Consider the following 25,550-nt stretch of genomic DNA (forward strand, 5'->3'; position numbering starts at 1 on the left):
GCAGACCTTGAACGGCCAACTCGCTTCGGCTGCGCCCCAAACGGGTTGCGCCCAAGCGGCAGGAACCGCGCGTCCCCCAGAAATCGGCCGCCTCAGCTTGCATTTTCGTGACCAGCAACGATGGTGGCGACTTGGCAGGGGGACGCAGTGGCATTTCGCTTTCTTCATACCGCCGACTGGCAGATCGGTAAGCCGTTCTCGAATATCGTCGGTGATCCCGGGGCGGAACTGCGATCACAGCGGATCAAGACCGTCGAGACGATTGCCAGCCTGGCGCATGAGCGACAGGTCGACGCCGTGCTGGTTGCAGGCGATGCCTTCGACAGCAACTCGGTCTCGGACCGGACCATCGTGCGCACGCTCGAAGCCCTCGCCGCCTTCAAGGGACAGTGGATATTCCTGCCCGGAAACCACGATGCGGCCCTGGCCCACAGTGTCTGGACGCGGATCCAGGCCATGGGCCCGGCTGCCAATGTCATCATCGCCGACAAGCCGGAACCGCTCGAGCTCTGGAGCGGTCGGGCTGTCGTTCTGCCCGCCCCCTTGCGACGCCGGCGAGAGGCCGTAGACCAGACCACCTGGTTCGTCGATGCGCCGTCCCCCGATGGGGCGTGCCGCATTGGCCTGGCCCATGGCAGCGTTGCCAACCGACTGCCGGGCGCTGCGGAATCGTCGAACGAAATCCCCGAAGATCGATCAGAGACCGCCAATCTTTGCTATCTGGCACTCGGCGACTGGCATGGCGCCTTGAAGATCGCCGAGCGGACCTACTATTCCGGGACGCCCGAACCTGATCGCCACAAGGCCAATGACGCCGGCTCGGTCTACATCGTCGACATTGCCGGGCCCCGTGCGCCCGAGAGCGTCGAGACCGTCGATGTCGGGCACTTCCGCTGGAACAAGGTCGCGGTCGAACTTGTCGACGGCACATGCGATCGCGCCATCGAAACGCTCAGTGATCTCGCCGCGAGCCATCGCCACCAGGTGGTCTCGCTCTCGCTGGCGGGCAGCGTCAGCCTTGCCGAGCGCCGGCGCCTCGAAAGCGAGCTTCGCTCCTGGGAGGCCCGGCTTCACCATCTCGAGATCGATGACAGCGCGTTGGTCGATGAGCCGACCTCCGATGATCTCGATGCTCTCGACAAATCCGGCTTCGTTCGCACCGCGGTCGAGCGGCTGCGCACCAAGGCAGCCAATGACAGCGATCCCGAGGCCGGCGCTGCGCGCATGGCGCTTCGGATGATGTATCTCGACCACTTCTCGAAGGGCGCTTGAACCATGTTCCTTCGTCGCCTGGAGATCGAGGATTTCCGGAAGCTCCGATCCGTCGTTATCGACGGCCTCCAGAATGGCCTCAACGTCATCTCGGGTGACAACGAAGCCGGCAAGTCGACCATTCTCGCAGCCCTGCGGGCCGCCTTCTTCGAACGTCACCGCGTCGGTGGCGAAGCCGCGCAGGCGATGCTGCCCTACAACCAGAATGTCCGTCCTCAGGTCAAAGTCGACTTCGAGCTCAATGGGCAGACCTGGTCGCTTCGCAAGGCCTTCTGCCAGAAGCCCGAGGCCGAGCTGATCGGTGCCAACGAGCGTCACATCGGTGACGCAGCCGATGATCGCCTGGCGGAGTTGTTCGGGTTTACGCCGCCCGGCCGCGGCGGATCCAAGCCGCAGGATCACCAGGGCATCTTCGGGCTTCTCTGGGTCGAGCAGGGCCTCTCCCATCAGGCGCTCGGCGTCGGCGCCGGCCGGGACTCGCTCTCTTCGGCACTCGAATCCGAAGTCGGTCAGGTCATCGGCGGAGAGCGCGGGAGAGCCCTCGTTGCGGCAGCCGAAGCCCGGCGCAGCACCTACTGGGACAAACGCTACAAGCCGCGCGGTGACTACAAGGCACTGCTCGACGATGTCGAAGCCCTCTCCGCTCGTCGCGAAGAGATTTCGGTTCGCCTCGCTGCGCATGACAGCAAGGTCGGCGAACTCGCCAGGAAGCGCGAGATCGTCGCGCGCTATCAGAAGGACGCGTCTCTCGACAAAGCCTTGTCCGCCCTCGCATCTGCGCAGGAAGCGATGGTACAGGCTCAGAAGCTCGAGACGATCGTTGCTGACGCCGGCCGTGACGCCACACGCTGCAAGGCCGAGACCGAGGCAGCCACGGAACGGCTCGCATCGCGGCAAGCGCTCGTGAAATCGTCGGATGCCGCGCGGGCGTCGCTAGCCCAGGCTACTCACGATGCCGAGGATGCCAAGGGCGTCGTAAGCTGGCTCGAGCGGGCGACCGCCACGACCACTGCGACGCTGGCGCAAGCCCGGGCTGCGCGGAGCGCTGCGGACGAGGCTCTCGCCGCGGTCCAGCAGGCCATCGATCACAGCCGCGCGCTGCATCTCCTCGCCCGCCTGGAACTCGATCTCAGGAGTGCCGAGGAGGCTGACGGCAAGCGTATGACCGCATTGGCCGCTGCTGCGGCCATCACCGTCACGAAGGCCGAGATCGACACGCTGGAACGCACCGGCGAGCAGCTGGCGAAAGCCAGGGCCCGGCTTGAGGCGGCGAGTGTCCGGATCGAGTTCAAGCCGAACGCCGAACAGGGCGTCTCTTCCGAGGGCAAACCAATTTCTCTGGGTACGCCCCTGCTCCTGGCAAGGGACGCCACAATCGAGCTCGAAGGATTCGGGCAGTTGGTTGTCCATCCAGGCGGCGGCGTCGATGATCTCGCGCGAGCCTTCAGTGAAGCGGAGCGCGCGTTCCAGAGCGAGCTGCGAAAGACCGGCTGCGCCAGCTTCGAGGCGGCAAGATCGCAAATGCTGCACAAGGCCGCAGCGATTGCCGAAGCAGAGCTGCAGAGGAAACTGATCAGCGCCACCGCCCCCAAGGGGCTCGAAGCCCTTCGACAGGAGACCCGGAACCAGCGCGCGATCGCCACCCAGTTTGCAGCGCGGGACATCGACGCAAGCGAAGCGTCAGATGAGAGCCGCACCCGGGCCGTCGAGGCCCAACGGATCGCCATCCAGGACGAGAAGGTCGCCGAGGACGCCGCGGCGCGGCACCGCGCCCAGCATGAGAAGGCCACGCTTGACGCCGCGATCTGGAACGAGCGCCTGAACGCCGCAATCACGAGCGCCAACGAGAAGGGGCGCGACCTCATCGAGGCTCGCTCGAAGCTCTCGGATATCGAGCTGCAGGCGAGCTGTGACGCCGCCCAATCGGCCCACACCACCGCCAAGGAGGCTGAGCGGGCTGCCATTCGTGCGCTGGAACAGGCAAACCCCGAAGCTGCCTCGCTGGCCCTCTCCAGAGCCCGGAACGCGGCTGAGAATATCCGCACCGATCTTGAGAAGGCGGCCCGCGAAGCTCGCGATCTCGAGGTCGAACTTCGAGCGCTTGGCCGTGATGGATTGGGTGAGCAGCTGTCCGAGATCGAAGGTCAGATCGCGCTCAAGCAAAAGCAGCTCGCCACGACAAAGGCTCAGGCCGATGGCGCCCGGCTTCTGTACGAGACATTGGCGGAGGCGCAACGCGAGTCCAAGGACCGCTGGCTCGGCCCTGTGCGCGAACGGGTAGCCCCGTATCTGCGCCTGCTCCATCCCGATAGCCAGATCGTGCTCAACGAAGACACGCTCGAGATCGAGCACTTCGTCCGCGCCGGCGTCGAAGAGCCCTTCAGACAGCTCAGCATGGGCGCCAGAGAGCAGACAGCGGTAATCACGCGCCTGGCTCTGGCCGACATCCTGCGCGGTTTTGGCCAGCCGTCGATCGTCATCCTCGACGACGCCCTGGTGAACACCGACGAAGAGCGCCTCGACCGGATGCACCTCGTCTTGAACAAGGCTGCCGGTTCCCTGCAGATCCTCATCCTGACCTGTCGAGAGAAGGATTTCATCCAGCTCGGCGCTCCGATCCGGCGCATTTAGCCCCACGTGGGAGGGCGCCGGTCCGCACCAACCGGATCCCGAAAACCTGCTCGGTTCTGAGCACAGGGTCAGGGCCAGAGTTGCGGTGTTGCTGCCGAGGCTTATCTACGTCCCATGACCGCCATCCCCTTCGACAATTCCTACGTCCGCTTCCCCGAGCGCTTCTTCGTGAGGGTCAATCCCAGCGCGGTCCGCTCGCCGCGTCTCCTCCGGTTGAATACGGCGCTCGCGGAGCAACTCGGTCTTGATCCCATCTGGCTGGCAGGTCCCGACGGCACGGCGATGCTTGCGGGCAACCGTGTTGCCGAAGGGGCCGAGCCGATTGCCACGGCGTATGCCGGCCACCAGTTCGGCGGGTTCAGCCCGCAGCTCGGCGACGGACGCGCTGTCCTGCTCGGTGAGGTGATCGATCGCAATGGCAACCGTCGCGACATCCAGCTCAAGGGTGCAGGCCTCACACCATTCTCGCGTCGAGGCGATGGGCGGGCAGCGCTGGGGCCCGTGCTGCGGGAGTACATCGTCAGCGAGGCCATGGCTGCCTTGGGCGTGCCGACGACGCGGGCGCTCGCCGCAGTGTTGACGGGTGAAACGGTCCGGCGCGAGACATTGCTCCCCGGAGCGGTGCTGACCCGGGTCGCCACCAGCCATATCAGGATCGGGACATTCCAGTTCTTCGCGGCCCGCAGGGATGTCGAGGGACTGCGCCTCCTCGCCGACCACGTCATTGCCCGGCACTATCCTGATATCAGCGCCGCTGCAGCACCGTATCTGGCCCTGCTGGAGGCTGTCATTGCCGTACAGGCAGCACTTGTCGCTCGCTGGATGCAGATCGGCTTCATCCACGGCGTGATGAACACCGACAACATGTCGGTTGCGGGCGAAACGCTGGACTATGGGCCATGCGCTTTCATGGATGCCTACGACCCGGACACGGTGTTCAGCGCCATCGACGAGCGCGGGCGTTACGCCTACGGCAATCAGCCTCCCGTCGCGCGCTGGAACCTGACGCGGTTCGCCGAAGCGCTGCTCCCGCTGCTGGCCGATGACCAGGACCACGCGGTAAAGCTGGCGCAGGAGGCGCTGGACCGCTTCGATGAGCTGTTCCAGACCGCATTGATCGGTGGTTTCCGCCGCAAGCTCGGGCTCTTCGCCAATGAGCCGGATGATGTCGTGCTGATCAAGGCCTTGCTCGACGCGATGCAGCGTGGCCAGGCCGATTTCACGTTGGTGTTCCGGCGGCTGAGCGTTGATGGAGCCTCGGTCGCGGAAGGGAGTGCCTGCCGCGACCTGTTCGGCAACCCTGCCGAGTTCGACAACTGGGAAAGCGGGTGGCGGCAACGGCTGACGCGCGAAGCCATATCGCCCGCGGAGCGGGTGAAGGCGATGCGCGCCGCCAACCCGCTGTTCATCCCACGCAACCATCGTGTCGAGGCCGCAATCGACGCGGCCGTGGAGCAGCAGGATCTCGCTCCCTTCGAGGAATTGCTGGCGGTTCTGGCAAATCCCTATGACGAGCAGCCAGGGCGGGAGGATTACGCCCGGCCGCCGGCGGCTCATGAGCGTGTGCTCGCGACCTTCTGCGGAACCTGAACTCAGCCAGCTTCGATCCGGGCCAATTTCGGATCGTGGGGCTCGATGCCAAGCTGCAAGCGCCAGTCTTGTCGCCGCGCCCTAAAGCCCCCTAAACTGGCCGGACATTTCGAGTATTCTCCTGTGGCGACGCTAGATGAATTCTCCGACCGCCATCATGTGGTCGTGGTCGGCGCCGGGTTCGGCGGGCTCGAGGCGGTCCATCGCCTCGCCGGCGCACCGGTTCGGATCACCATCGTTGATCGTCGCAATCACCACCTGTTTCAGCCACTTCTCTACCAGGTGGCCACCGCCTCGCTCGCGACCTCGGAGATCGCCTGGCCCATCCGGCATCTCCTGCGCAAGCGCCCGGAAATCACGACGCTGCTGGGCAGCGTCAATGACATCGATCCCGAGGCCCGCCGCGTTGCTCTCGATGACGGATCCACACTTGCCTATGACAGCCTGATCGTGGCGACCGGCGCGCGGCATGCCTATTTCGGGCATGATGACTGGGAGCCCTTCGCGCCCGGCCTGAAGACCCTTGAGGACGCCACGACGATCAGGCGTCGCATTCTCCTCGCCTTCGAAAAGGCAGAACGGGAAACGGATGCGCTGAGACAGGCGGCACTGCTTACCTTCGTCATCATCGGAGCCGGCCCCACGGGCGTTGAACTGGCGGGCACGATTGCCGAACTCGCGCGCTCCACCCTTCCCGAAGATTTCCGCAACATCGATACCCGCAGGACACGCGTGGTGCTGATCGAAGCCGCTGCGCGCGTGCTTGGCGGCTTCGCGCCCGACCTGTCCGCCTATGCCCATCGTGCCCTCGAAGGGCTCGGGGTCGAGATCTTCCTCGGACAGGCGGTGTCGCAATGCACGGCCGAAGGGGTGATCTACGGCGACACGAGGCTTGCCGCGGCGACGATCATCTGGGCTGCCGGCGTGCAGGCCTCCCCCGCAGCCGACTGGCTGGGTGCTCCCGCGGACAGGGCCGGACGGGTCAAGGTCGAGGCCGATCTCACCGTACCTGGCAGGCCCGAAATCTTTGTCATTGGCGACACGGCGAGCGTGTTTGCGCCCGATGGAAGCCCCGTTCCCGGCATCGCGCCCGCAGCCAAGCAACAGGGAAAACACGTCGCAACGGCAATCCGCCTCAGGCTTCGCGGGGAGCGCGCGCTACCCGCCTTTCGCTACAAGCATGCGGGCAGTCTGGCGACGATCGGGAAGCGGCTTGCGGTGATCGACTTCGGATCCTTCAAGCTCCGCGGCGCGCTGGCCTGGTGGCTATGGGGCCTCGCTCATATCTATTTCCTGATCGGCGTCCGCAATCGGGTGAGCGTGGCATTGAGTTGGCTGTGGGGTCACACGCGCGACCAGAGGAGTTCGCGGCTGATCACGCAGGGGCGCGAAAACGAAAGCCGATCAAAGCAACGATAGACAGCCCCTCGGGGAGAAGAGTCCCCCGGGTTGGCGGATTCGTGCAGGCACCACGTCGACAGGCCTTACGCACAGCTCCTTCAACGCCAGCCCGCCCTACTTCGTCCAGCGCTTGTCCCCGATCCGGGAACCGAAGTGATGAGCGAACAGGAGCAGCGCATCGACAACCGACTGGTCGCTGCCGCCTTCAAGGGCAAACAGCGGGTAGGAAACGCTGATGGCGATGTTCATGCCCTTATGCGGGTCCTCGAAGGCAACGGAGATGGCCTTCACGCCGTCGAAAAGCTCCTGATTTGAGATCGCATAGCCGCGCAATCGCGACATCGCGATCTCGCGCAGCAGGTCGTCGATCGAAACCAGGGTCTGCTTCGTCACCGGGTCGAGCGACGCAGCAAAGAGGCTCCGTATCTCCGCGTCCGGTTTGACGGCAAGGAGCGCCTTGCCCATGGCGGCGGCGTGGGCGGGCAGCCTATGGCCGGGCTCGACCGTGAACTGGATCGGCTGCGAGCCGCGCGCCGTCTTGAGGACGACGACCTCGGTGCCGGACAGGACCCCCAGCCATACCGTGTGCTCGGTCGTGCGGGCGAGTTCGTCCATTTCCTTCTGCGCCTGCTCCACCAGATCGAAGTTCCGGTGAAAGCTCGCAGCCAGCTGCACAGCCAGGATGCCCGCCCTGTAGCGCTGTGTCGCGGGATCCTGCTCGATCAGCCCTCCGCTCGCCAGGGAGGCCAGCAGGCGCGAGGCGCTGCTGCGCGTGACTTTCAAGTGGCGGCTGGTTTCGCCTACCCGCAACTCGCCTCCTGAGTTCACGAGCAATTGCAGCGCACTAACGGCCTTCTCGATCGATTTCATGAGCGCTCGCTTGGCGGCTTGACGCCGCGCGGATGTCCTGCGTACGATAAATAATCAACATGTTGCGTAATAAGCAACACTTTGTCGACTGTCAAGAGGAGACACCCATGCGGGGCACCGGCGGCGCGCTACTTTACGAAACCCTGAAGAGCTACGGGGTGACCTGCCTGTTCGGCATGGAGGATCCGATCCATGTGTTCCACGCCGTCGACCGTTCATTCACGCGGATCGTAACGGTCCGCGACGAGAAGCATGCGGCGATCATGGCCCATGGCTATGCCCAGGTGACCGGCCGGCCAGGCGTATGCGCTGCCACCTTCGGACCGGGCGCGACCAATCTGATCACCGGGCTGCTGGAGGCGCAGCGCTCCTCCGTACCGGTGATCGCACTTGTCCAGGACCACCCGCTGCGCCTCAAGAACAAGAACGCCAGCAGCGCGCTCGATCATGCGGTCGCTCTTGCGCCCTATGTGAAGGACGTGACGCGGATCGATGCTCCGGAGCAGGCGGCCGATGCGGTACGCAAGGCCTTCCGGATCGCGACATCGGGGCGGCCGGGCCCGGTGGTCCTGCTCTGCCCCGGCGATGTCATGGCAGCCGAAGCCGAAGCCCAGACCTGGGCTGACCAAGCCTACACGCATTTTCCAGCCAACCGGGCCCGGGCGAGCCGCGAATCCATCGAGAAGGCGGCAGAGCTGCTCGCGACGGCCCAGCGGCCGCTCCTGATCGCGGGCGGTGGATCGATCATTTCCGGCGCCGAAGAAGAAATCCGGATGCTGGCGGAGCTGTTCGACATTCCGGTCGCGACAACCATGACCGGGCGCGGAGCCATTGCCGATACGCACCCGCTCGCTGCGGGCCCGCTCGGTTCCACGACGGGCGGGCGCTATGGTCGCGGGCAGATCTCCAACACGCTGTTCGCCGAGGCCGACGTCGTCTTCGTGCTCGGTTCGCGCACCGGCCAGATCTGCTACAGCGAATGGTCTCTGCCCAAGCCTGAAACCAAGCTGATCCATCTCGATATCGACCCGGCCGAGATCGGTCGCAATTTCGCGACCGACATCGCCATGGTCGGCGATGTGCGTGATACGCTGCGCGACCTCATGGCCTATTGCGCCGATCGCGGCCTGGCACGAACCAACCCGAAGGCCAGGGCGCGGATCGACCAGCTGACGGAGAACTGGAGGGCCGAGTTCCGGCCGGTCGCAGAGTCGACCCAGACTCCGATCCGGCCCGAACGCCTCCTGGCCGAAATCTCGGCACAGGTCGATGAAAAGACCCTCGTCGTCACGGACGCCAGCTACATCACCGGCTGGGCCATGAGCCATATCGACGTGCCAGGCTCGGGGCGTTTCATCCTTTCGCCGCGTGGGACCGGCGGAATTGGTTGGAGCCTGCCCGCCGCGATCGGCGCCAAGATGGCCGATCCTTCGCTCAAGGTCGTCTGCGTGAGCGGCGACGGCGCCTTTGGCTACGTCATTAACGAACTCGAGACAGCGGCCCGCTACGGCGTCGATATCCTCGTCGTCGTCTTCAACAACGGCACCCTCGGCTTCCAGCGGCACTGGGAGCAGAAGGTGATGGGCAGCTATCTCGAATGCGACTTCCTCGACATCGACTATTCGGAAGTCGGTCGGGCCCTGAAGTGCCGTGGCGAGCGCGTCACGGCTCCGGAGGCGATCGCCGCGGCCCTGGCCCGGGGCCTTGCAGCCGATGGTCCCTCTGTCATCGACGTCGTCATCGATCCCAACGCCACAGCACCGATCGTCGGGTTTGAGACCGTCCTCGCCCGCGACGCGGTCCATTGACGCGGTCGATCACCTCACGAGAGCCGAGCTGTTTCACAGCGCCACACAAAAGGGGAAGAGCATGCTGAGAACCATCGCCAACACACTTGCGTCGGCCGCTGTCGCGGCGGTCGTCGCACTGACCGCTTCCGGAGCCTCCGCCGGTCCCACGCTCGATCGGATCATATCCGAGAAGAAACTGGTTGTCGGAGTCGCGCCCTGGAACAAGTTCGTTCTGCTGAACCCGAAGACGAGTCAGTATGAAGGCCTCATCGTCGACGACATTCGCAATCTCGAGGCGATGACCGGCATCAAGGTCGAACTCGTCAACACGACCTGGAGCGGCCTCGTGGCCGGACTCCAGGCCGGCAAATGGGACGTCATCATGAGCGGGCTCGGAGCGACGCCCGAGCGCGCGACCGCTGTCGCGTTTGGAGAGGCCTTCGGCTATCTCTCGTCCACCGCCATGGTTCGCGCGGACAGCCCGGTGCGGACCTTCGCGGACCTGGACAAGGAGGGCAATGTCCTTTCCGTGGTCTCGGGCACCGCTGCCCAGCAATATGCCCAGCGCACCTTCAAGAAGGCGAAGGTCACGCCCCTCTCCGATACGGGAGCGGCGGTGCTCGAGGTCATGCAAGGGCGGTCGACGGCCTATATCGGCGATTCCGTTTCGAATGAGCTGCGCGCTCAGGAGCGCCCGACCGAGCTGCGCAACATCAAGTTCGCCAGCGATCAGACGGAATGGACCAGCATGAACCACGCTGTCCGATATGCCGATCTCGACCTTCTGGTCTTCCTCGATACCTATGTCCGCTCCATGAAACTGCGGGGGTGGTACCGCACCCTCGCAGAGAAATGGAACCTGCCGCCTGAACTGGCTGCCGGGCCACGCTAGCCCTCGAACCAGGCAGGGGTCAGATTCCGGTCGCGTATCCGCCCCCTGCCCCGATGGATCGTCCTTGCTCGGGTAAAAATGCTGGTCGGATGAGGTCATGAATTACACATTTCAGTTCGGTGTCCTGACCGAATACGGGCCCTACCTCGCGGGCGGCCTCTGGCACGCGTGGTGGACGAGTTTTCCCAGCATCATCATCACGACCATTCTCGGCGTCGTGCTGGCGGCGATGAGCATGTCGCGGCGCTGGCTGCTGCGCGGCGCCTCGGTTGTGTTCGTGGACCTGTTCCGCACGCTTCCCGTCGTGGTTCTGCTGATCTGGATCCACTATGTCATGCCGATCCTGACAGGGGTTTCGTTCTCTCCGACCGTGAGCTCGATCATCGCGCTGTCCCTGAACGGGGCTGCGCTCGCCTGCGAAGCGTTTCGCGGCGGCCTTGAAGCGATCCCAGCCACGCAAACCCAGGCTGCACAATCCCTCGGGTTCTCGCGCTGGAAAGTGATGCGTTACATCACGCTGCCTCAGGCTTTCTTTGCCACTTTGCCGTCCCTGACCAATGTCCACATCACAGTCATCAAGAACGTGACCGTGACAGTCCTGATCGCGGTGCCGGAGGTCATGTTCCGGGCTCAAGAACTGACCGTACAATTCTTCCGCCCGCTTGAATTCTATACTGGCGCAGCCGTTCTGTATGTGGCGCTTATCTGGGGATACGCCCTGCTCATGCGGATGCTCGAAAGGCTTCAAAAATGGCAACCGATCTGATGACCAGGACGACGGCGGCCCCGGCTCAGGCCTTCATCCGTATTCGCGACGTCCACAAATCCTATGGCGCCGTCAGCGTGCTCAACGGCATCTCCCTCGACGTCGCACAGGGCGAAGTGCTGGTGCTCTGCGGCCCCAGCGGCTGCGGCAAGAGCACGCTCCTGCGCTGCATCAACGGTCTCGAGACGATCAATCGCGGCGACATTTCCGTGGGCGGGCGCAATGTCGAGACGGCCAATCCCGATACGTTGCAGAGAATTCGCTTGTCGACGGGCTTCGTCTTCCAGAACTTCAATCTATTCCCGCACATGACGGCGCTCGAGAACATCACCATTGCGCCGATGAAGATTCTCGGGACGACGCCTCGCATCGCGACAGATCAGGGCAGAAAGCTGCTCGAACAGGTCGGCATGGCGGAGAAGGCGAAGGTCTATCCGTTCCAGCTCTCCGGCGGGCAGCGTCAACGCGTGGCGATCGCCAGGGCGCTGGCGATGAACCCCACCCTGATGCTGTTCGATGAGCCGACATCGGCGCTCGATCCCGAGATGCGCGAGGAGGTTCTCCAGGTCATCCGCAAGGTGCACCAGGAGCACAACATGACGATGGTCGTGGTGACCCACGAGATCGGCTTCGCCAAGAGCGTCGCCAGCCGGGCGATGCTGCTCGACGCCGGACAGATCGTCGAGGAAGCCCCTGCCCGCGCCTTCTTCGAAAACCCGGCAGAGGAACGCACCCGCCGCTTCCTGCGCGCCATCATCAACGATTGATCCGTCTCGATCGTCTTCCCCTCGCGCAGCGCCCCCACTCATGTGCCGGCGCGCCGCCACACGCGTCCCTGCAATGGTCCAGCCGAACTACATTGGCGGAGAGTGGCGTCACGCAAGTGAGGTTATCGCCAACATCAATCCGTCGAATACCAATGACATCGTCGCCAGCTACGCGCAGGCCAGTCTTGCCGACGTGCAACAGGCAATCGACGCGGCTGCGACCGCCTTCCTGGCCTGGTCGCGCTCATCGCCGATACGACACATTGCATGAGCGCCCGCACGATCGACAGATGCAGCACCGACCATACCGCAGCGCCCAGTTGACGCTTTCGTTGGCCCATGCCTTGCTGGCGGCTGCTTGAGGGAAAAGCAGGGGGCGCAAGACCCCCGGAACATTGTCAATGGCCTGTCGGCGGAGGGTATTTATGAACGAACACGACCTGCGAGGATTGATCGCGGATGTGAAGGAAGGCGGCCTGTCGCGGCGCTCCTTCGTGCAGAAGATGGTGGCGCTGGGACTGAGCGCACCGATCGCGACCCAGATGCTGGCCTGGAACGGCGTCGCGATGGCGCAGCCGGCCGACGACTACAAGCCGACCAAAGCCGGCGGCGGCGGGCCGCTGAAGATCCTGCTCTGGCAGGCGCCGACCCTGCTGAACCCGCATTTCGCCAGCGGCACCAAGGACCAGATCGCCTCGCGCGTTTTCTTCGAGCCGCTCGCCGGCTGGGACAAGGACGGCAATCTCGTCCCCCAACTCGCTGCCGAAATTCCGACCAAAGCCAATGGCGGCCTTTCTGCCGACGGCAAACAAGTCATCTGGAAGCTGAAGCAGGGCGTCAAATGGCATGACGGCAAGCCGTTCACCGCTGACGACGTCGTCTTCACCTGGGAATATGCCGCTGATCCGGCGACCGCCGCGTATACGACCGGCGCCTACAAGGACATCAAGGTCGAGAAGATAGACGATCACACCGTCAAGATCATCTTCAAGGATCCGACGCCGTTCTGGGCCGATGCCTTTGTCGGCGTCGCCGGCATGATCATCCCGAAGCATCATTTCGGCGAGTACAAGGGCGCCAAGTCGCGTGAGGCGCCGGCCAACCTGAAGCCCGTCGGCACCGGCCCCTACAAGTTCGTCGAGTTCAAGCCGGGCGACCTGCTCACGGGCGAACGCAACACCGAGTATCACGTCAAGAACAAGCCGCAGTTCGACACGCTCGAGGTCAAGGGCGGCGGCGACGCGGTCTCGGCGGCGCGTGCCGTGCTGCAGACCGGCGAATACGACTATGCCTGGAACATGCAGGTCGAGGACGAGATCCTCAAGCGCATGGAAACCGGTGGGCGCGGGCGCGTGGTGGCGGTCCCCGGTGGGGACGTGGAGTTCATCATCCTCAACACCACGGATCCGTGGACCGAGGTCGATGGCGAGCGTTCGAGCGTCAAGACCAAGCACCCGACGCTGAGCGATCCGGCCGTGCGCCAGGCGATCAACCTGCTGATCGACCGCGACTCGATCCAGAAGTTCATCTATGGCCGCGGCGGCACCGCGACGGCGAGCTTCGTCAACGAGCCGAAGCAGTTCAAGTCGCCGAAGCTGACATACGAATTCAGCGTCGACAAGGCGAACAAGATCCTCGACGACGCCGGCTGGAAGAAGGGCGCAGACGGCATCCGCGAGAAGGATGGCAAGAAGCTCAAATACGTCTTCCAGACCTCGATTAACGCGCCGCGCCAGAAGACACAGGCCATCATCAAGCAGGCCTGCCAGCGTGCCGGCATCGATCTCGAGCTGAAATCGGTGACCGCGTCCGTGTTCTTCTCCTCGGACGTCTCCAATCCCGATACCTACACCAAGCTCTACTGCGACATGGAGATGTACACCACGACGCAGCCGCAGCCCGATCCGGAGCGCTTCCTGAACCAGCTCGTGTCCTGGGAGATCGCCAACAAGGAGAACAAGTGGCTCGGCCGCAACGTCTCCCGCTATGGCAGCAAGGAAGCGGACGAGGCCTATAAGGCAGCGCAGAAAGAGTTCGACCCTGTGAAGCGGGCCGCTCTTCTGATCAAGGTCAACGAGATCTTCTGCGAGGCCAACATCCTCCTGCCGATCCTGTCGCGCACGGTCGTCGGTGCGTCGGCGAACAATCTCGTGCCGGATATTTCAGGTTGGGAAGTCACGACCTGGAACCTTGCGAGCTGGTACCGCACTTAACGGCTCTGCCGCTCGACCAGCTGAAGCTGGTCTAACGACACTCCTCCCGCTCCCATCTGAATGGAAGCGGGGGGATCCCCGCTTCCATTCAGATGGGCGCCAAGGATCCCAGCCTGATCTTCAGTGCATGTTCGACTGAATCTGCATCGGCGCAAGCGCTCGTCTGGCCATTCGCCGCTTGCGGCCGATCATGGCTGAGTGCGGCGAATCTCCCGCCCGCCGATAGGCGGACATCGCGGCGCCGCATCGGCGGCCCGCCCGAACGCCGCTCATTCTGGTCAGGGGTCGGACGGAGCACTGGTCAGTGTCCGATGGCGCTTGCTCTCAACGCCGCAAGCGTCCGACTGTCGACCGCAACGATCTCCTGTCGAAGCTTGGCGTTCTCCCATTTCGCCTGGCCGGGTACGCGGATGGCGGCAGCGCCGGGCGCGCGGCGCCCGTTGCGGATGCGCTCCCGCTCGACAGCGGCACGGTGCGGAAGAGCTTCAGCGCCGAAAGCCTCCGGATTCAGGGTGAGGAACAGGAGCGAGCAGTCATTCGGTTGTGCTGCATCGCCGTAGAGCGCCTTCACCTCGGCTCCCACGGCACCACCGGAGAGGAGCCCGCACAGCATGTCGACCGCGAGTGCGAGGGCAAACCCCTTGGGGCCGCCGGTGGGCAGCAGCAGCCCTCTGATCGCCTCGGCGGGGTCGGTGGTCGGAAGCCCTTCCGACGTCACGGCCCAGTTCGCCGGAATCGGCTCGCCGCGCTGCTGGTAATGGCGGATGCGGCCGAGAGCGCCTTCGCTCATGGCGACATCGACGACCACCGCAGGCTCGTCTGCCGTCGGAATGGCAATGGCGATCGGGTTGTTGCCGACGGCCGGCTCGGCCCCGCCGGGAGCCGGCATCAACGGCCGCGTATTCGACATCGCAATCCCGATCATGCCGGCCTCGGCAGCCTGGGCGGCATAGCGGCCGGCAGCACCGAAATGGAACCCATGACGTACGGCGACCGCGCCGATGCCGAAATTCCGGGCCTTTGCGATGGCAAGAGCCATGGCCTGCTCGGCGGCGAGATGACCGAGCATATGGCCTCCGTCGAGAACCGCCACGGCGCCATGGTCGCTCACGGACACGGCCTCGTCATGCGGCGAGACGGAGCCTTTGCGCAGGCGCTCGATATAGAGCGGTACATGCATCAGCCCATGCGAGCTCAGGCCCTGCTGCTCCGCTTCGACCAAGGCTTCGGCGATACGGCTCGCGCCGGCCGGAGAGAGTCCAGCGCCCGCAAAGACAGCCGCAACCTCCGCGACAAGATCGGCAACGCGCATCGGAACGGCGCTTGGAATCTGCGACATCATCAGGCCTGTGACTTGTGAAACCCGAGCGATCCTAGGAGGGGTTGGATAGCAAAGTATGCACAGCCCGCTCATTTCACGCTGCGAAACGCCATCGCTTTGAGCCACCGCCCTGTCCCGGCCCGCTAGGTTGGGCCCAAGTGAATTGGGCAGCGGCGCATGGCTATCACATATGATCTGGTGAAGGAGGTCACGGCCAATCTCTATGACTGGTCGCTGCGCCGGATCCCCGAGACATCGAAGAGCGCCCTGCGCAATGCGGTCGAAACCGAAACCGTGCCCCATGCGCGCCAGACGCTGGCCTTCATGCTCGAGAGCGCAGAAACGGCGGAGCGAACGGGGCGTTTCCTGTGCTCGGATGCCGGGGTTCCGAGTTATGCCGTGAAGATCGGGTCGGGTGTCCGCATGCAAGGCGACATCCGCCGGGCCATCGTCGACGGCTTCGAGCACCTGGTCCAGACGATCCAACCGCCGATCCTGCGCTTCGTCACCCATCCGCTGACGAATGAGCGCAGCTACAAGGGCAAGGACATGCCGCTGGTCTCCTATGACCTGCTTGGCGATGTCGACTACATGGACATCACCTGCGCGCCGAAGGCGCTCGGCGGAGGCCGCTGGGCCGCGATCGAGACGCTGGTCAGCCCGAGCCTCGATGAGATCGAACGCTGCATCCTCGAGATGGTCATGCGTGCCGGCGGTCAGCACTGTCCTCCCGTGGTGATCGGCGTCGGCATTGGCGGCACCTTCGACCATGCCGCCAAGCTCTCCAAGGACGCGACCCTGCGGCCATTCGGCGAGCACAATCCGGAGCCGATGGTCGCGGATATGGAGGAGCGCCTGACGAGGGCGGTCAACCAGACCGGCTTCGGGCCAATGGGCGTCGGCGGCTCGACCACGACCTTCGGCGTGCACGTGGAGTACGCGTCAGGCCACGGCTTCACCCCTGTCGCAGTCTCGTTCAATTGCTGGATCAACCGGCGGACACGCGCGAAGATCCACAATTCGGGCGTTGTGGAGCGGATCGAATGAGCGCCTTCGACCTGCCCCGCCTGAAGCTGCCGCTGACACCTGCCGCGGCTCGGGCTCTGACGCTGGGCGATCTTTTCCTGCTCGATGGCGAAGCGGTGGCGACAGTCGGCATGCCCACGCAGAAGCGCATGGTGTCCGAGGTGGCGGCCGGTCGCGAGATGCCGACCCCGATGCGGGGCGGCGCCTTCTTCCACATGGGCGTCAGCTATGACGAAGCGGATGGCAGGCCGGGGCGCCTCCATTATGTCAATCCGACGACCTCGAGCCGCTTCAACGGCCTGATGCCCTCCTTGATCCGTGAGCTCGGCCTGACCTCCGTCGGCGGCAAGGGCGGATTGTCGCGCGAAAGCGCGGACGCCATGCGCGAGGTTGGTTGCGTGTATTTCTCCTTCGTCGGTGGCGCGTCGGCGCTGCTCAGCGACGGCGTCGAAGAGGTTGTCGACTGCGCCTGGAACGACCTGATCATGCAGTTCCGGCTGAACCGCATCAGGCTGGGAGGTTTCGGACCGGTGACGGTCGCGATCGATGCCCATGGCAACTCCATCTATGAGCGCCTGATGACCTCCGCCCAGGCGCGCTTGCCGGAGATCCTGCAGGCGCTGCGGGCTCCCCTCTCCCCAGTCGACGAGAACTACTGATGCAAGCGATCGAGATCACCCGGCCCGGCGGGCCGGAGGTGCTGGCCTTTTGCGAGCGCGCGTCTCCAGCGCTTGGCCCCGGTGACGTCCTCATCCGGGTCCGGGCTGCGGCCGTGAACCGCCCTGACGTGCAGCAGCGGCGCGGTCTCTATCCGCCACCGCCCGGCGCAACCGATCTCCCCGGCCTGGATGTCGCAGGCATCGTCGAGGCCGTCGGCGCGAACGTGGAATGGCCGAGGACAGGTGACGCGGTCTGCGCGCTCGCCAATGGTGGCGGATATGCCGAGCTCTGCGCCGTGCCCGCCGTTCAGTGCATGCCGATGCCGAAGGGAGCAAGCTTCACTGAAGCTGCAGCGCTGCCCGAAGCCTTCTTCACCGCCTGGAACAATGTGATCTGGCTTGGACGGCTCGCGGAAGCTGAAACGCTGCTTGTACAAGGCGGTACCAGCGGCGTCGGCATGGCAGCGATCCAGATCGCCAAGACCTTGCGGCGGGCCCGCGTGCTCGCGACCGCGGGAACAACCGCGAAACGCGACATCTGCCGGGAGATCGGCGCCGATCACGCAGTGAGCTATCGCGACGACTGGGCAGCCGAGATTGTTGCGGCAATCGGCGCAGAGCAGGTCGACGTCGCGCTCGACGCGCAGGCCGGCCCCTACACCGAAAAGCAGCTGCAGCTGCTTGCGCCCGACGGCCGCGTCGTGCTGATCGCCAGCCATCTCGGCGAGATGGCGGAGGTCAATGTCCGCAACATCGTCCGGCGTCGCCTGACCCTGACGGGTTCGACCCTGCGCCCGCGCCCTGCAGCCTATAAGGGACGCATCGCGTCGGAGCTTGTCGCCCATGTCTGGCCGTTGCTCGAGAGCGGGCGCATCCGCAACCACATCTGCGCAACCTTCGACTGGCGCGATGTGCGGGACGCCCATGCGCTGATGGACGCCGGCGAACAGGTGGGCAAGGTCGTCCTCACGCTTGACGGCTGACACCAGCGTTTGACATCGCTTCAGGCAGCGGGTCTCCTCGACCTCGAGCAGGCGGATGCACCAGCATCACGCATAACAATCCGCCTGGCTGGGACCGCCTCTTGCCCTCGTTCACTCCCGTCCAGTCCGTCGTCAAGGCGCTCGACCTTCTCGCCGAAATCAACCGCAGCGGATTGGCGACGGTCGGCGATCTCCATCGGCGAACGGGCTTGCCCAAACCGACGATCGTGCGGCTCCTCGAAACGCTCATCGCCACCGGCTATGTCATGCGCGATAGCCGCGTGCGCGGGTATCAGGTGACTTCCGGCGTGAACCGGCTGAGCGCCGGCTTCCACGGTGCGCCGATGGTGATCGAAGCCGCCCGCCCGTGGGCGACGGCCCTTACCCGGCAAATCAAATGGCCCTGCGCCGTCTGCGTCCTCGACTACGACGCCGTGATCGTGCGTTTCAGCACCATACCCGACAGCCCGATTTCGCCGTTTCACGCCACGCTCGGCCATCGGCTGAGCCTGGGAGGACGCGCGCTCGGCCGGGCCTATCTCGCGTTCTGTCCGGAAGAGGAGCGCACGATCGTGCGCTCTGCGATGCTGGCTTCCCCGGATCCCGAGAACAGCGGCCTCGGCGACGAGGAGTTGGAACGGCTGATCGCCCAGGCACGCTGGCGCGGCTACACCGAGCGCGATCCTGCCGTGGAGCCACGCTCTTCCGCGACCATTGCCGTTCCCATCATGCTGGGCGAGCGCGTGCTTGCGACCTTCGGCGTCACCTTCTTCCGGTCCGTCGTGGCGACGCCCGACGACCGCGCACGGATCATCCATCCCCTGAAGAAGGCGGCGGCCAGCATCGAGACCCAGCTCAAGGCGCTCTCGCAATCAATGGGCGTCGCGTTTCAGGATGAGAAATAGGCCGCCTTCCCAAACTCCGTCGCCAGGAAGCCGCGCATAGTTCCAGGGCACAACCGCGCCGAACGATCGGTTGCCGCTCCGGAGGAACAGCCACCATGTCATTGTATTCTCGCCGCGCGTTCGCGGCGTCGCTCGTCGGCCTCGGTGCTCTGGCGAGCACGCGGGGCGCGCTCGGTCAGAGCTGGCCCGCACGGCCGGTGACCATCATCGTCCCCTTCCCGGCCGGCGCGGCCACCGATGTCGTGGCACGCCTGCTGGCAGAGAGGCTCCGCGCAGAATTGGGGCAAGGTTTCGTCGTCGAGAACAAACCTGGTGCCGGCGGCAACCTCGCCGCGGCCAACGTCGTGCGCGCCACCCCGGACGGGCATACGCTGTTTGTCTCGTCGTCCGGGCCGCTCGTCACCAACAAGCTGCTCTACAAGACGCTCAGCTTCGACCCGCTTGTCGATTTCGAGCCGATCGCCATGATCGGCGACGTGCAGGTTGTCGTGGCGACGCACCCCTCCCTGCCGGTCAAGACACTGTCTGAGCTGATCGCCTACGGCAAAGCCAATCCGGGCAAACTCACCTTCGGAAGCCCGGGTTTTGGCCTGATGGGGCACATCGCCGGCGAACTGATCCAGCGCAAGGGCGGTTTCCAGATGACCCATGTGCCCTATCGCGGTTCGGCTCCGCTGGCGACCGATCTCCTCGCCGGGATCGTCAATGTCGCGGTCGATTTCCTTCCGCCCTATATTCCACACGTGAAATCCGGAGCCGTCCGCGCTCTCGCGGTCACCGCCGAAGAGCGCGCGCCGCAGCTGCCCGACGTGCCGACCCTGTCGGAAGCAGGGCTGACGGGCGTCAACGCCTCCTCCTGGTATGCGATCGTCGGCCCCAAGGGCCTTCCCGAGCCGATCTCGCGCCGGATCGGCACGATCGTGAACGACTATGTGCTGAGCCCCGAGGGCCGTGCGAAGCTCAATCCGATCGGCGTGCGCTCGCTCGGCGGCGGACCGGACGTCGTCCGCAAGTCGCAGGCACAGGAAATCGCCAAATGGAGCGAGGTCATCCGCACGGCCGCCATCGCCCTCGACTAAGAATCGGCCCGACAAGGGGATTGCGGTTTTCGGGAAAGCCGATGCCATCACAGAAGCTTAGATCATCGGACCGGATACGATATCCGGTCCGATGATCCAGGCCTTCATCGCAAAGAAAAACCCCGGGTGAGCGCAACCGCTCACCCGGGGTTTCTTCGTTCTCAAGATCAGGCGCTCGGTGAAACGACGTCGAGATTCAGCAATGTCGCCGCACGTCCGCCGATCATCGCCCTGATCTCCTTCTCGCCGAACTGCAGGTCGAGCAGCCCACCGACGATCTCGCGGTAGCCATCGACCGGGCGCGGCGAACCGAGCAGGCCGAGATCGGAGCACAGCAAGGTGCGCTCGACACCGGCGACCTCGATCAGATGAGCGAGGTCGGACATCTCGTATTTCTTCGAGCGCCCTTCGACGAACATGCAGATCGAGTGCTCCATATAGGCACCGAGCGAAACGAGCTGGCGGATGTCGGCATCAGTACAGCCCACGATATAGGTCGGGTGGTTGACGATCATCTTGCGAACGCCGCGTGTGCGCGCCTCCTCGAACACGAGGTGGAGTTCAGAGGCATGGAGATGCCCGCCCGCGAGAACGATGTCCCCCTCGGCGATCAGGTCGAGGATCTGCTTGACCGCGTCCGTCACCTTGCCGCTCGCATCGAGCGCGGTAAGCGGCAGTGCATCCAGCATCTTCCCGGCGGTCTTGGGGAAGGTCTTCACGGCGCCGGATGCCAGCACCGCAATGTGGTTCGCGGCCGAGAGCGTCGGCAACCAGACGATCTTGCCGCCGATCTTGATGCAGTGGTCGACGGCATGCGGATTGAAGCCGCCCGAGGCATTGTTCAGCGCTACGCCGGAGAACAGCTTCAAGCCGTTATCGGGAAAGAGCTTCTCCAGCATCACCGCATGGGACGTGCCGAGATAGAAATGGTCCTTGTAGACGAGGGCGCGGAACTTCGCGGAGGCGGCGTCGAGCATCGCCTCGTGGTGGTCGAGGATGCGTGGCATCGCGGCGGGGCCGCTGTGACAGTGCAGATCGACCGCACCGACGAGCAGATCCGCGACCTGCCGGGCACGGTCGAGTTGGGGGGCCTTGTCCAGAAGCATGCTGAAGTCCTCAGGGAATTTCGCCGGGCATCGGATAATCTGCGGCGTTGATCACCCATCCGGGCTTTTCCGAGAAATCCATGCGTGGCGGGGAGAAGATGTCGATCATCTGATTGAGGCCGGGCAGAACCGACCGGGACGTGTGGATCGAAGGCGGCGGGATGACCGTCAGCGACGGTGCCGCCATCAACTCGTGCTCGTCCTCGCGCCAAATCCTCATATCCGGCGTCCAGGGCCAGCGGATATCGTGGATGTAGGCGCCGTCGATGACGAGCGAGCCCTGCTCGAAATCGTCGTGGTGATGCGGCGAGAGCTTGGTGATGTCGCGGAGCCCGATCCGCGGATCGAGCATGTTCACCATCAACGTCGTGCAGCGAAAAATCCGGCCGAAGCGGCTCTCACCGCCCTCGCCTTCGAGGCTGTAGCGCCTCAGCTTCCAGCCACCGCGCGGCTCGGGCCAAGGCTCCAGGAGCGCGACATTGGCGTGCGGCTCGGCATAGGACGAGGCATTGGTGCAGGCCGCCGCCAGATCGGTTGCGGCAGAGGAGAAGATCCGGATGACGCGGCCATCGCTGGCTGCCGTGACCTCTGAATCTCCCGGCGGTACGAACAGGATGGATGCGCCCGGCGCGACGAGGATCTCCCCGCGGGCCGACACGGTTGCGCCCATGGCAGCGTCCGGCAGGATCACGCAATACTCGTCCGGCTGGCCGATACGCGCCAGCGTCGCACCCGCGCGCACCTCGGAATAAGCGACAATGAAATTCTGCCCGCGGGCAACCCAGGTACGGGCATCGGGGCCCGCTTCCTGCGGCTCCTGTGCATAGAAGCGCGCATAATCCGCGCCGGCATAGGCGGAAACGGGAGAAGCCTTGACAGGCGCCCCGGTCGCCAGTTTGGCGCGGAGGTCGGTGGGGTGGAACATCGAAAATCTCTCCAGTTCAGCCAGCGGCAGCCTGCGAAGCGCGGCTCTTCATGGCCGACATCTCGCTGAACGCCTGGCCAGCAGCCTTCCTCAGGAAGCCCTGGTCCGACGAGACGATGAAGGCGCTTGCACCGCGCGCAGCGAAATCGGCGGCCTCATCGGCGCCGTCGGTCATGACGCAGACCGGCTTGTCCGCCCGTTTCGCCGCGGCGATAATCCTGTCCACCGCATCGCGGACTACAGGCGCATCCCGCGTCGGCGCACCGAAGGCGACGGTGAGGTCGCCGCGGCCGATGAAGACGGCGTCGAGTCCATCGACGGCGAGGATCGCGTCGATCTCGTCGAGTGCTGCAGGATCCTCGATCATCGCGATTGCAGCCGTAGCGGCATCGGCCGCGTCGACATGGCTCCACATCTTCACGGCGCCGTAGCCGCCCGCCCGGGTCACACCCGAAAAACCGCGCGCACCGCCCCGATAGCGACAGGCGGCAGCAAGGGTCCGCGCCTGGGCGACATTCGAGACATGCGGTGCCAGGACGCCAACCGCGCCGCAGTCCAGGACCGAGAGGATCGCGTCATGCGAAAGCACCGGAACACGCACGACACCGGCGACACCGGCGGCCCGGGCTGCGAGAAGCGCCACATCGGTCGAGCCCCGATCGAAGGGAGCATGCTCCTGGTCGATGACGACGAAGTCGAAGCCGACACCTCCGAGGATCTCGATGGCGTGGCCGGTCGGCGTCTTGATGAAGCTGCCGATCAACGACTCGCGAGCGAGCAAGCGGCGCCGAAAGGAATGGTGGGGCGTGTTCTGCATGAAGCCGGCACAGGATCGAGCGGTTGGGATGCGCCATCATCGCATCCGGTGCCGGCACGGCATGGCGATCTCTGCGCATTTCACAGCGTGAAATGGCTCGCTCCACATCGCTCGTTTCAAGCAATGAAACGAGCGATGTGCTCCATTGTGGTCAGCCGATGGATCGCCCACCACCACAGACAAATGGGGAGGACCATCACATGCACGCTCGCTTGACCACGGCCTTGGGCTTCACACTGGCGCTGGCGGTTTCCGCCCAGGCCGGCACACTCGAAAAGGTCCGCGAGCGCGGTCAGGTGCTCTGCGGCGTCAGCCCAGGTGTGGCGGGCTTCTCCGTCCCGGACGAGGCCGGTCGCTGGACCGGTTTCGATGTCGACCTGTGCCGGGCCGTCGCCGCCGCCACATTGGGCGATGCGAGCAAGGTCAAGTTCATCCCCCTCAGCCCGAAGGACAGGTTCGTCTCGCTGCAGAGCGGCGAAATCGACGTGCTCTCGCGTCAAGCGACCTGGACGCTCTCGCGCGACACGCAGCTCGGCCTGCGCTTCGCCGGGATCAACTACTATGACGGCCAGGGCTTCATGATCCGCAAGTCGCTCAATGCGGGCTCCGCCAAGGAGCTCGGTGGCGCCTCGGTCTGCGTACCGACCGGTACGACCACGGAACTGAACATCGCCGACTTCTTTCGCGCCAACGGCATGAAATACGAGTCCGTCAGCTTTGAATCCGGCGATCAGGCTGCCAAGGCCTTCGAGTCGGGACGCTGCGACGTCTTCAGCAACGACGTCTCGGCTCTGTCTGCCTACAGGCTGAAGCTGGTCAACCCGGCAGAATTCGTGATCCTGCCCGAACTGATCTCGAAGGAGCCGCTCGGACCGGTCGTGCGGCAGGGCGACGAGGCCTGGAACAGCATCGTCCGCTGGTCCTATTTTGCGATGGTTGCTGCGGAAGAGCTCGGCGTCAGCTCGGCCAATGCCGACCAGCTCGCCGCCTCCGGCTCTCCCGAGGTGCGGCGCCTGCTTGGCAGCGAGGGCAAGTTCGGCGAGCCGATGGGCCTGAAGAACGACTGGGCGATGCAGATCGTCAAGCAGGTCGGCAATTACGGCGAATCCCACGACCGCAATGTCGGCGCAGGCTCGCGGCTGGGGATCGCGCGCGGGCTGAACAATCTCTGGAGCAAGGGCGGCCTGCAATATTCGCCACCGGTGCGCTGACCATCCTCGCCGCCCCCTACGGAGAAACCTGTGTCGAACCCCACCGTCATCCCGGTTCCGCGTATCGCACGCCTGCAAAACGTCCCCGCGCGGCGTACTCCCGCTCCCACGGAGGACGCACCGCCGCCGGTCAGCCTGCATCTCAACGAGTCCTCGGAGCCACCCGCTCCGAGCGTCGTGGCGGCAATGTGTGCCGCCGCCGGCCAGGTGAACCGCTACCCCGATCATGACGGCGCCTCGCTGATCGAAGCGCTGGCTTCCCGCCTTGCCGTGCCGCCAGCACAGATCGTGCTCGGGGCCGGTTCGAACGAACTCCTTTTCGCCAGCGCCGAGCTTGCCCTCGACGCGAGCGACGAGGCGGTGGCGCCTCATCCGGGGTTCCCGGCCTATGCCAAGGGCGCAGCGATGCGCGGCGCAAAGCTCGTCGCTGTTCCGAACCGGCGCGATGGCCTCGTCGACATCGAGGCCACCTTGCGTGCCATCACCGACCGGACACGCCTCGTCTTCGTCGCCTCGCCGCACAACCCGACGGGCGGCATGCTCGACGAGGCCGATGTCGAGCAACTCGTCTCCGGCGTCCCCGATCATGTCCTGCTGCATTTCGACGAGGCCTATTTCGAATTCGGCCATCATGCCGGCGGGCCCGACGTGCTTGCCATCCTGCACCGCCGTAACGGTCCCTGGATCTCGACGCGCACCTTCTCGAAGGCCTTCGGCCTTGCCGGAATCCGCGTCGGATACGGCATCGTCGGCTCACCGGCGCTGGCTGATTCCTATCGCAAGATCCGCACCAATTTCAGCGTCAACGCCGTGGCGCTGGCCGGAGCCGAAGCGGCTTTGAAGGAGCCTGCCTATCTCACCGACCTGCTCAACAGGACGGCGGACGGCCGTGACTGGCTGGCGGACCAGTTGAAGGATTGTGGCTTCGTGGCCTTGCCCAGCGCGGCGAACTTTCTGGCGGTCCTCACGCCCGCACCAGCCGCCGAACTCTTCTCGGCACTGAAGGCGGCAAACATCCACGTCATGATGTTCGATGTCCCCGGCACACAGGGCGCCCTGCGTATCTCGATCGGTGCAAGGGATGAGATGGCGGCCCTGGTTGATGTGCTGAAGCGGACGACACGCTGACTGAACGCACGTGTTTCATTGTTCTGGCGGCGCCCAGCAGGCGCCGCTTCTTGCTGGCAGCGCTCCGGCATGGCCTGAGCCAGCCCGAGCATGGCGAGTTGATGTCCGAGCCATTGGTCATTGCGGCGCCCGCAATGCTGCGCTGGGACAAACAGGTGCGGCTCCGCCCGAGGTCACGGGGCCCCGGCCTGAACCTTG

The 25,550-nt window shown here is 64.8% G+C and carries 22 protein-coding genes; 17 read left to right on the top strand and 5 right to left on the bottom strand.

All coding sequences use genetic code 11. The features are described from left to right. Nucleotides 1-147 precede the first annotated feature (147 nt). The 4 genes from FG93_RS13835 to FG93_RS13850 all read left to right on the top strand — a co-directional run bounded on the left by FG93_RS13835 (nt 148) and on the right by FG93_RS13850 (nt 6,912). Nucleotides 148-1,272, top strand: a complete 1,125-nt coding sequence (locus FG93_RS13835) for a DNA repair exonuclease (RefSeq protein WP_043235247.1) — start codon at nt 148-150, stop codon at nt 1,270-1,272. Between the two features lie 3 nt (nt 1,273-1,275). Continuing rightward, nucleotides 1,276-3,903, top strand: a complete 2,628-nt coding sequence (locus tag FG93_RS13840) for an AAA family ATPase (protein ID WP_043235249.1) — start codon at nt 1,276-1,278, stop codon at nt 3,901-3,903. A 114-nt stretch (nt 3,904-4,017) separates the two neighbouring features. Beyond that, nucleotides 4,018-5,493 carry a YdiU family protein gene (locus FG93_RS13845; protein ID WP_043235251.1) on the top strand — a complete coding sequence of 492 codons (1,476 nt, stop codon included), beginning with the start codon at nt 4,018-4,020 and terminating at the stop codon, nt 5,491-5,493. Nucleotides 5,494-5,616: 123 nt separating this feature from the next. Beyond that, nucleotides 5,617-6,912, top strand: coding sequence for an NAD(P)/FAD-dependent oxidoreductase (locus tag FG93_RS13850; RefSeq protein ID WP_043235254.1), 1,296 nt, complete (start codon nt 5,617-5,619; stop codon nt 6,910-6,912). A gap of 96 nt (nt 6,913-7,008) precedes the next feature. Here the strand turns inward: FG93_RS13850 and FG93_RS13855 are convergent, their stop codons facing one another. After that, nucleotides 7,009-7,764 carry an IclR family transcriptional regulator gene (locus FG93_RS13855; RefSeq protein ID WP_043235256.1) on the bottom strand — a complete coding sequence of 252 codons (756 nt, stop codon included), beginning with the start codon at nt 7,762-7,764 and terminating at the stop codon, nt 7,009-7,011. Between the two features lie 107 nt (nt 7,765-7,871). On the opposite strand from FG93_RS13855, the gene FG93_RS13860 reads away from it, so the two are divergent. From FG93_RS13860 to FG93_RS13885, 6 genes are all read left to right on the top strand, one after another. Beyond that, entirely contained in the window at nt 7,872-9,572 is a 1,701-nt protein-coding gene (locus tag FG93_RS13860; protein WP_052513747.1) for a thiamine pyrophosphate-binding protein, read from the top strand. A gap of 61 nt (nt 9,573-9,633) precedes the next feature. After that, entirely contained in the window at nt 9,634-10,446 is an 813-nt protein-coding gene (locus FG93_RS13865) for a transporter substrate-binding domain-containing protein (RefSeq protein ID WP_043235258.1), read from the top strand. Between the two features lie 97 nt (nt 10,447-10,543). Continuing rightward, nucleotides 10,544-11,212 (top strand): amino acid ABC transporter permease, encoded by a 669-nt coding sequence (locus FG93_RS13870; RefSeq protein ID WP_043235261.1) that lies wholly within the window; start codon nt 10,544-10,546, stop codon nt 11,210-11,212. Then, the gene (locus FG93_RS13875; RefSeq protein WP_244448613.1) at nt 11,197-11,979 is read left to right on the top strand and encodes an amino acid ABC transporter ATP-binding protein; all 783 of its coding nucleotides are present in this window, start codon (nt 11,197-11,199) and stop codon (nt 11,977-11,979) included. The genes FG93_RS13870 and FG93_RS13875 overlap by 16 nt, the downstream gene beginning before the upstream one ends. A gap of 73 nt (nt 11,980-12,052) precedes the next feature. After that, nucleotides 12,053-12,250 (top strand): aldehyde dehydrogenase family protein, encoded by a 198-nt coding sequence (locus FG93_RS13880; protein ID WP_043235263.1) that lies wholly within the window; start codon nt 12,053-12,055, stop codon nt 12,248-12,250. A 154-nt stretch (nt 12,251-12,404) separates the two neighbouring features. After that, complete coding sequence (locus FG93_RS13885; RefSeq protein ID WP_043235265.1) at nt 12,405-14,192, top strand: peptide ABC transporter substrate-binding protein; 1,788 nt, start codon at nt 12,405-12,407, stop codon at nt 14,190-14,192. 301 nt (nt 14,193-14,493) lie between these two features. On the opposite strand, the gene FG93_RS13890 is transcribed toward FG93_RS13885, so the two are convergent. Continuing rightward, nucleotides 14,494-15,534: an Ldh family oxidoreductase gene (locus FG93_RS13890; RefSeq protein WP_043235267.1), complete on the bottom strand. Its 1,041-nt coding sequence runs from the start codon at nt 15,532-15,534 to the stop codon at nt 14,494-14,496. Nucleotides 15,535-15,690: 156 nt separating this feature from the next. Between FG93_RS13890 and FG93_RS13895 the strand changes: the two genes are divergently transcribed. The 5 genes from FG93_RS13895 to FG93_RS13915 all read left to right on the top strand — a co-directional run bounded on the left by FG93_RS13895 (nt 15,691) and on the right by FG93_RS13915 (nt 20,165). After that, nucleotides 15,691-16,560 (top strand): fumarate hydratase, encoded by an 870-nt coding sequence (locus FG93_RS13895; RefSeq protein WP_052513748.1) that lies wholly within the window; start codon nt 15,691-15,693, stop codon nt 16,558-16,560. Then, a complete protein-coding gene (locus tag FG93_RS13900) occupies nt 16,557-17,198 on the top strand; it encodes a fumarate hydratase C-terminal domain-containing protein (RefSeq protein WP_043235268.1) in 642 nt (213 codons plus the stop codon). The genes FG93_RS13895 and FG93_RS13900 overlap by 4 nt, the downstream gene beginning before the upstream one ends. Further along, nucleotides 17,198-18,181: an NAD(P)H-quinone oxidoreductase gene (locus FG93_RS13905; RefSeq protein WP_043235270.1), complete on the top strand. Its 984-nt coding sequence runs from the start codon at nt 17,198-17,200 to the stop codon at nt 18,179-18,181. Before FG93_RS13900 ends, FG93_RS13905 begins: the two co-directional genes overlap by 1 nt. A 101-nt stretch (nt 18,182-18,282) precedes the next feature. Then, nucleotides 18,283-19,086 (top strand): DNA-binding transcriptional regulator, encoded by an 804-nt coding sequence (locus FG93_RS13910; protein WP_043235273.1) that lies wholly within the window; start codon nt 18,283-18,285, stop codon nt 19,084-19,086. Nucleotides 19,087-19,181: 95 nt separating this feature from the next. After that, complete coding sequence (locus tag FG93_RS13915) at nt 19,182-20,165, top strand: tripartite tricarboxylate transporter substrate binding protein (protein ID WP_043235275.1); 984 nt, start codon at nt 19,182-19,184, stop codon at nt 20,163-20,165. 167 nt (nt 20,166-20,332) lie between these two features. On the opposite strand, the gene FG93_RS13920 is transcribed toward FG93_RS13915, so the two are convergent. From FG93_RS13920 to FG93_RS13930, 3 genes are read right to left on the bottom strand one after another with little or no spacing between them, the layout of a single operon-like run. Further along, the gene (locus FG93_RS13920; protein ID WP_043235278.1) at nt 20,333-21,271 is read right to left on the bottom strand and encodes a DUF6282 family protein; all 939 of its coding nucleotides are present in this window, start codon (nt 21,269-21,271) and stop codon (nt 20,333-20,335) included. 10 nt (nt 21,272-21,281) lie between these two features. Beyond that, nucleotides 21,282-22,196 carry a hypothetical protein gene (locus FG93_RS13925; protein ID WP_043235280.1) on the bottom strand — a complete coding sequence of 305 codons (915 nt, stop codon included), beginning with the start codon at nt 22,194-22,196 and terminating at the stop codon, nt 21,282-21,284. A 16-nt stretch (nt 22,197-22,212) separates the two neighbouring features. Beyond that, on the bottom strand, nt 22,213-23,013 hold the full coding sequence (locus tag FG93_RS13930) for an HpcH/HpaI aldolase/citrate lyase family protein (RefSeq protein ID WP_043235283.1): 801 nt from the start codon (nt 23,011-23,013) through the stop codon (nt 22,213-22,215). A gap of 200 nt (nt 23,014-23,213) precedes the next feature. Between FG93_RS13930 and FG93_RS13935 the strand changes: the two genes are divergently transcribed. Continuing rightward, nucleotides 23,214-24,224, top strand: coding sequence for an amino acid ABC transporter substrate-binding protein (locus FG93_RS13935; RefSeq protein WP_043235284.1), 1,011 nt, complete (start codon nt 23,214-23,216; stop codon nt 24,222-24,224). A gap of 30 nt (nt 24,225-24,254) precedes the next feature. Beyond that, nucleotides 24,255-25,352 carry a histidinol-phosphate transaminase gene (locus FG93_RS13940; protein ID WP_152579435.1) on the top strand — a complete coding sequence of 366 codons (1,098 nt, stop codon included), beginning with the start codon at nt 24,255-24,257 and terminating at the stop codon, nt 25,350-25,352. Nucleotides 25,353-25,550: the final 198 nt, after the last annotated feature.

It is taken from the genome of Allobosea sp. LC85, from assembly GCF_000735605.1.
Lineage (GTDB): Bacteria > Pseudomonadota > Alphaproteobacteria > Rhizobiales > Beijerinckiaceae > Allobosea.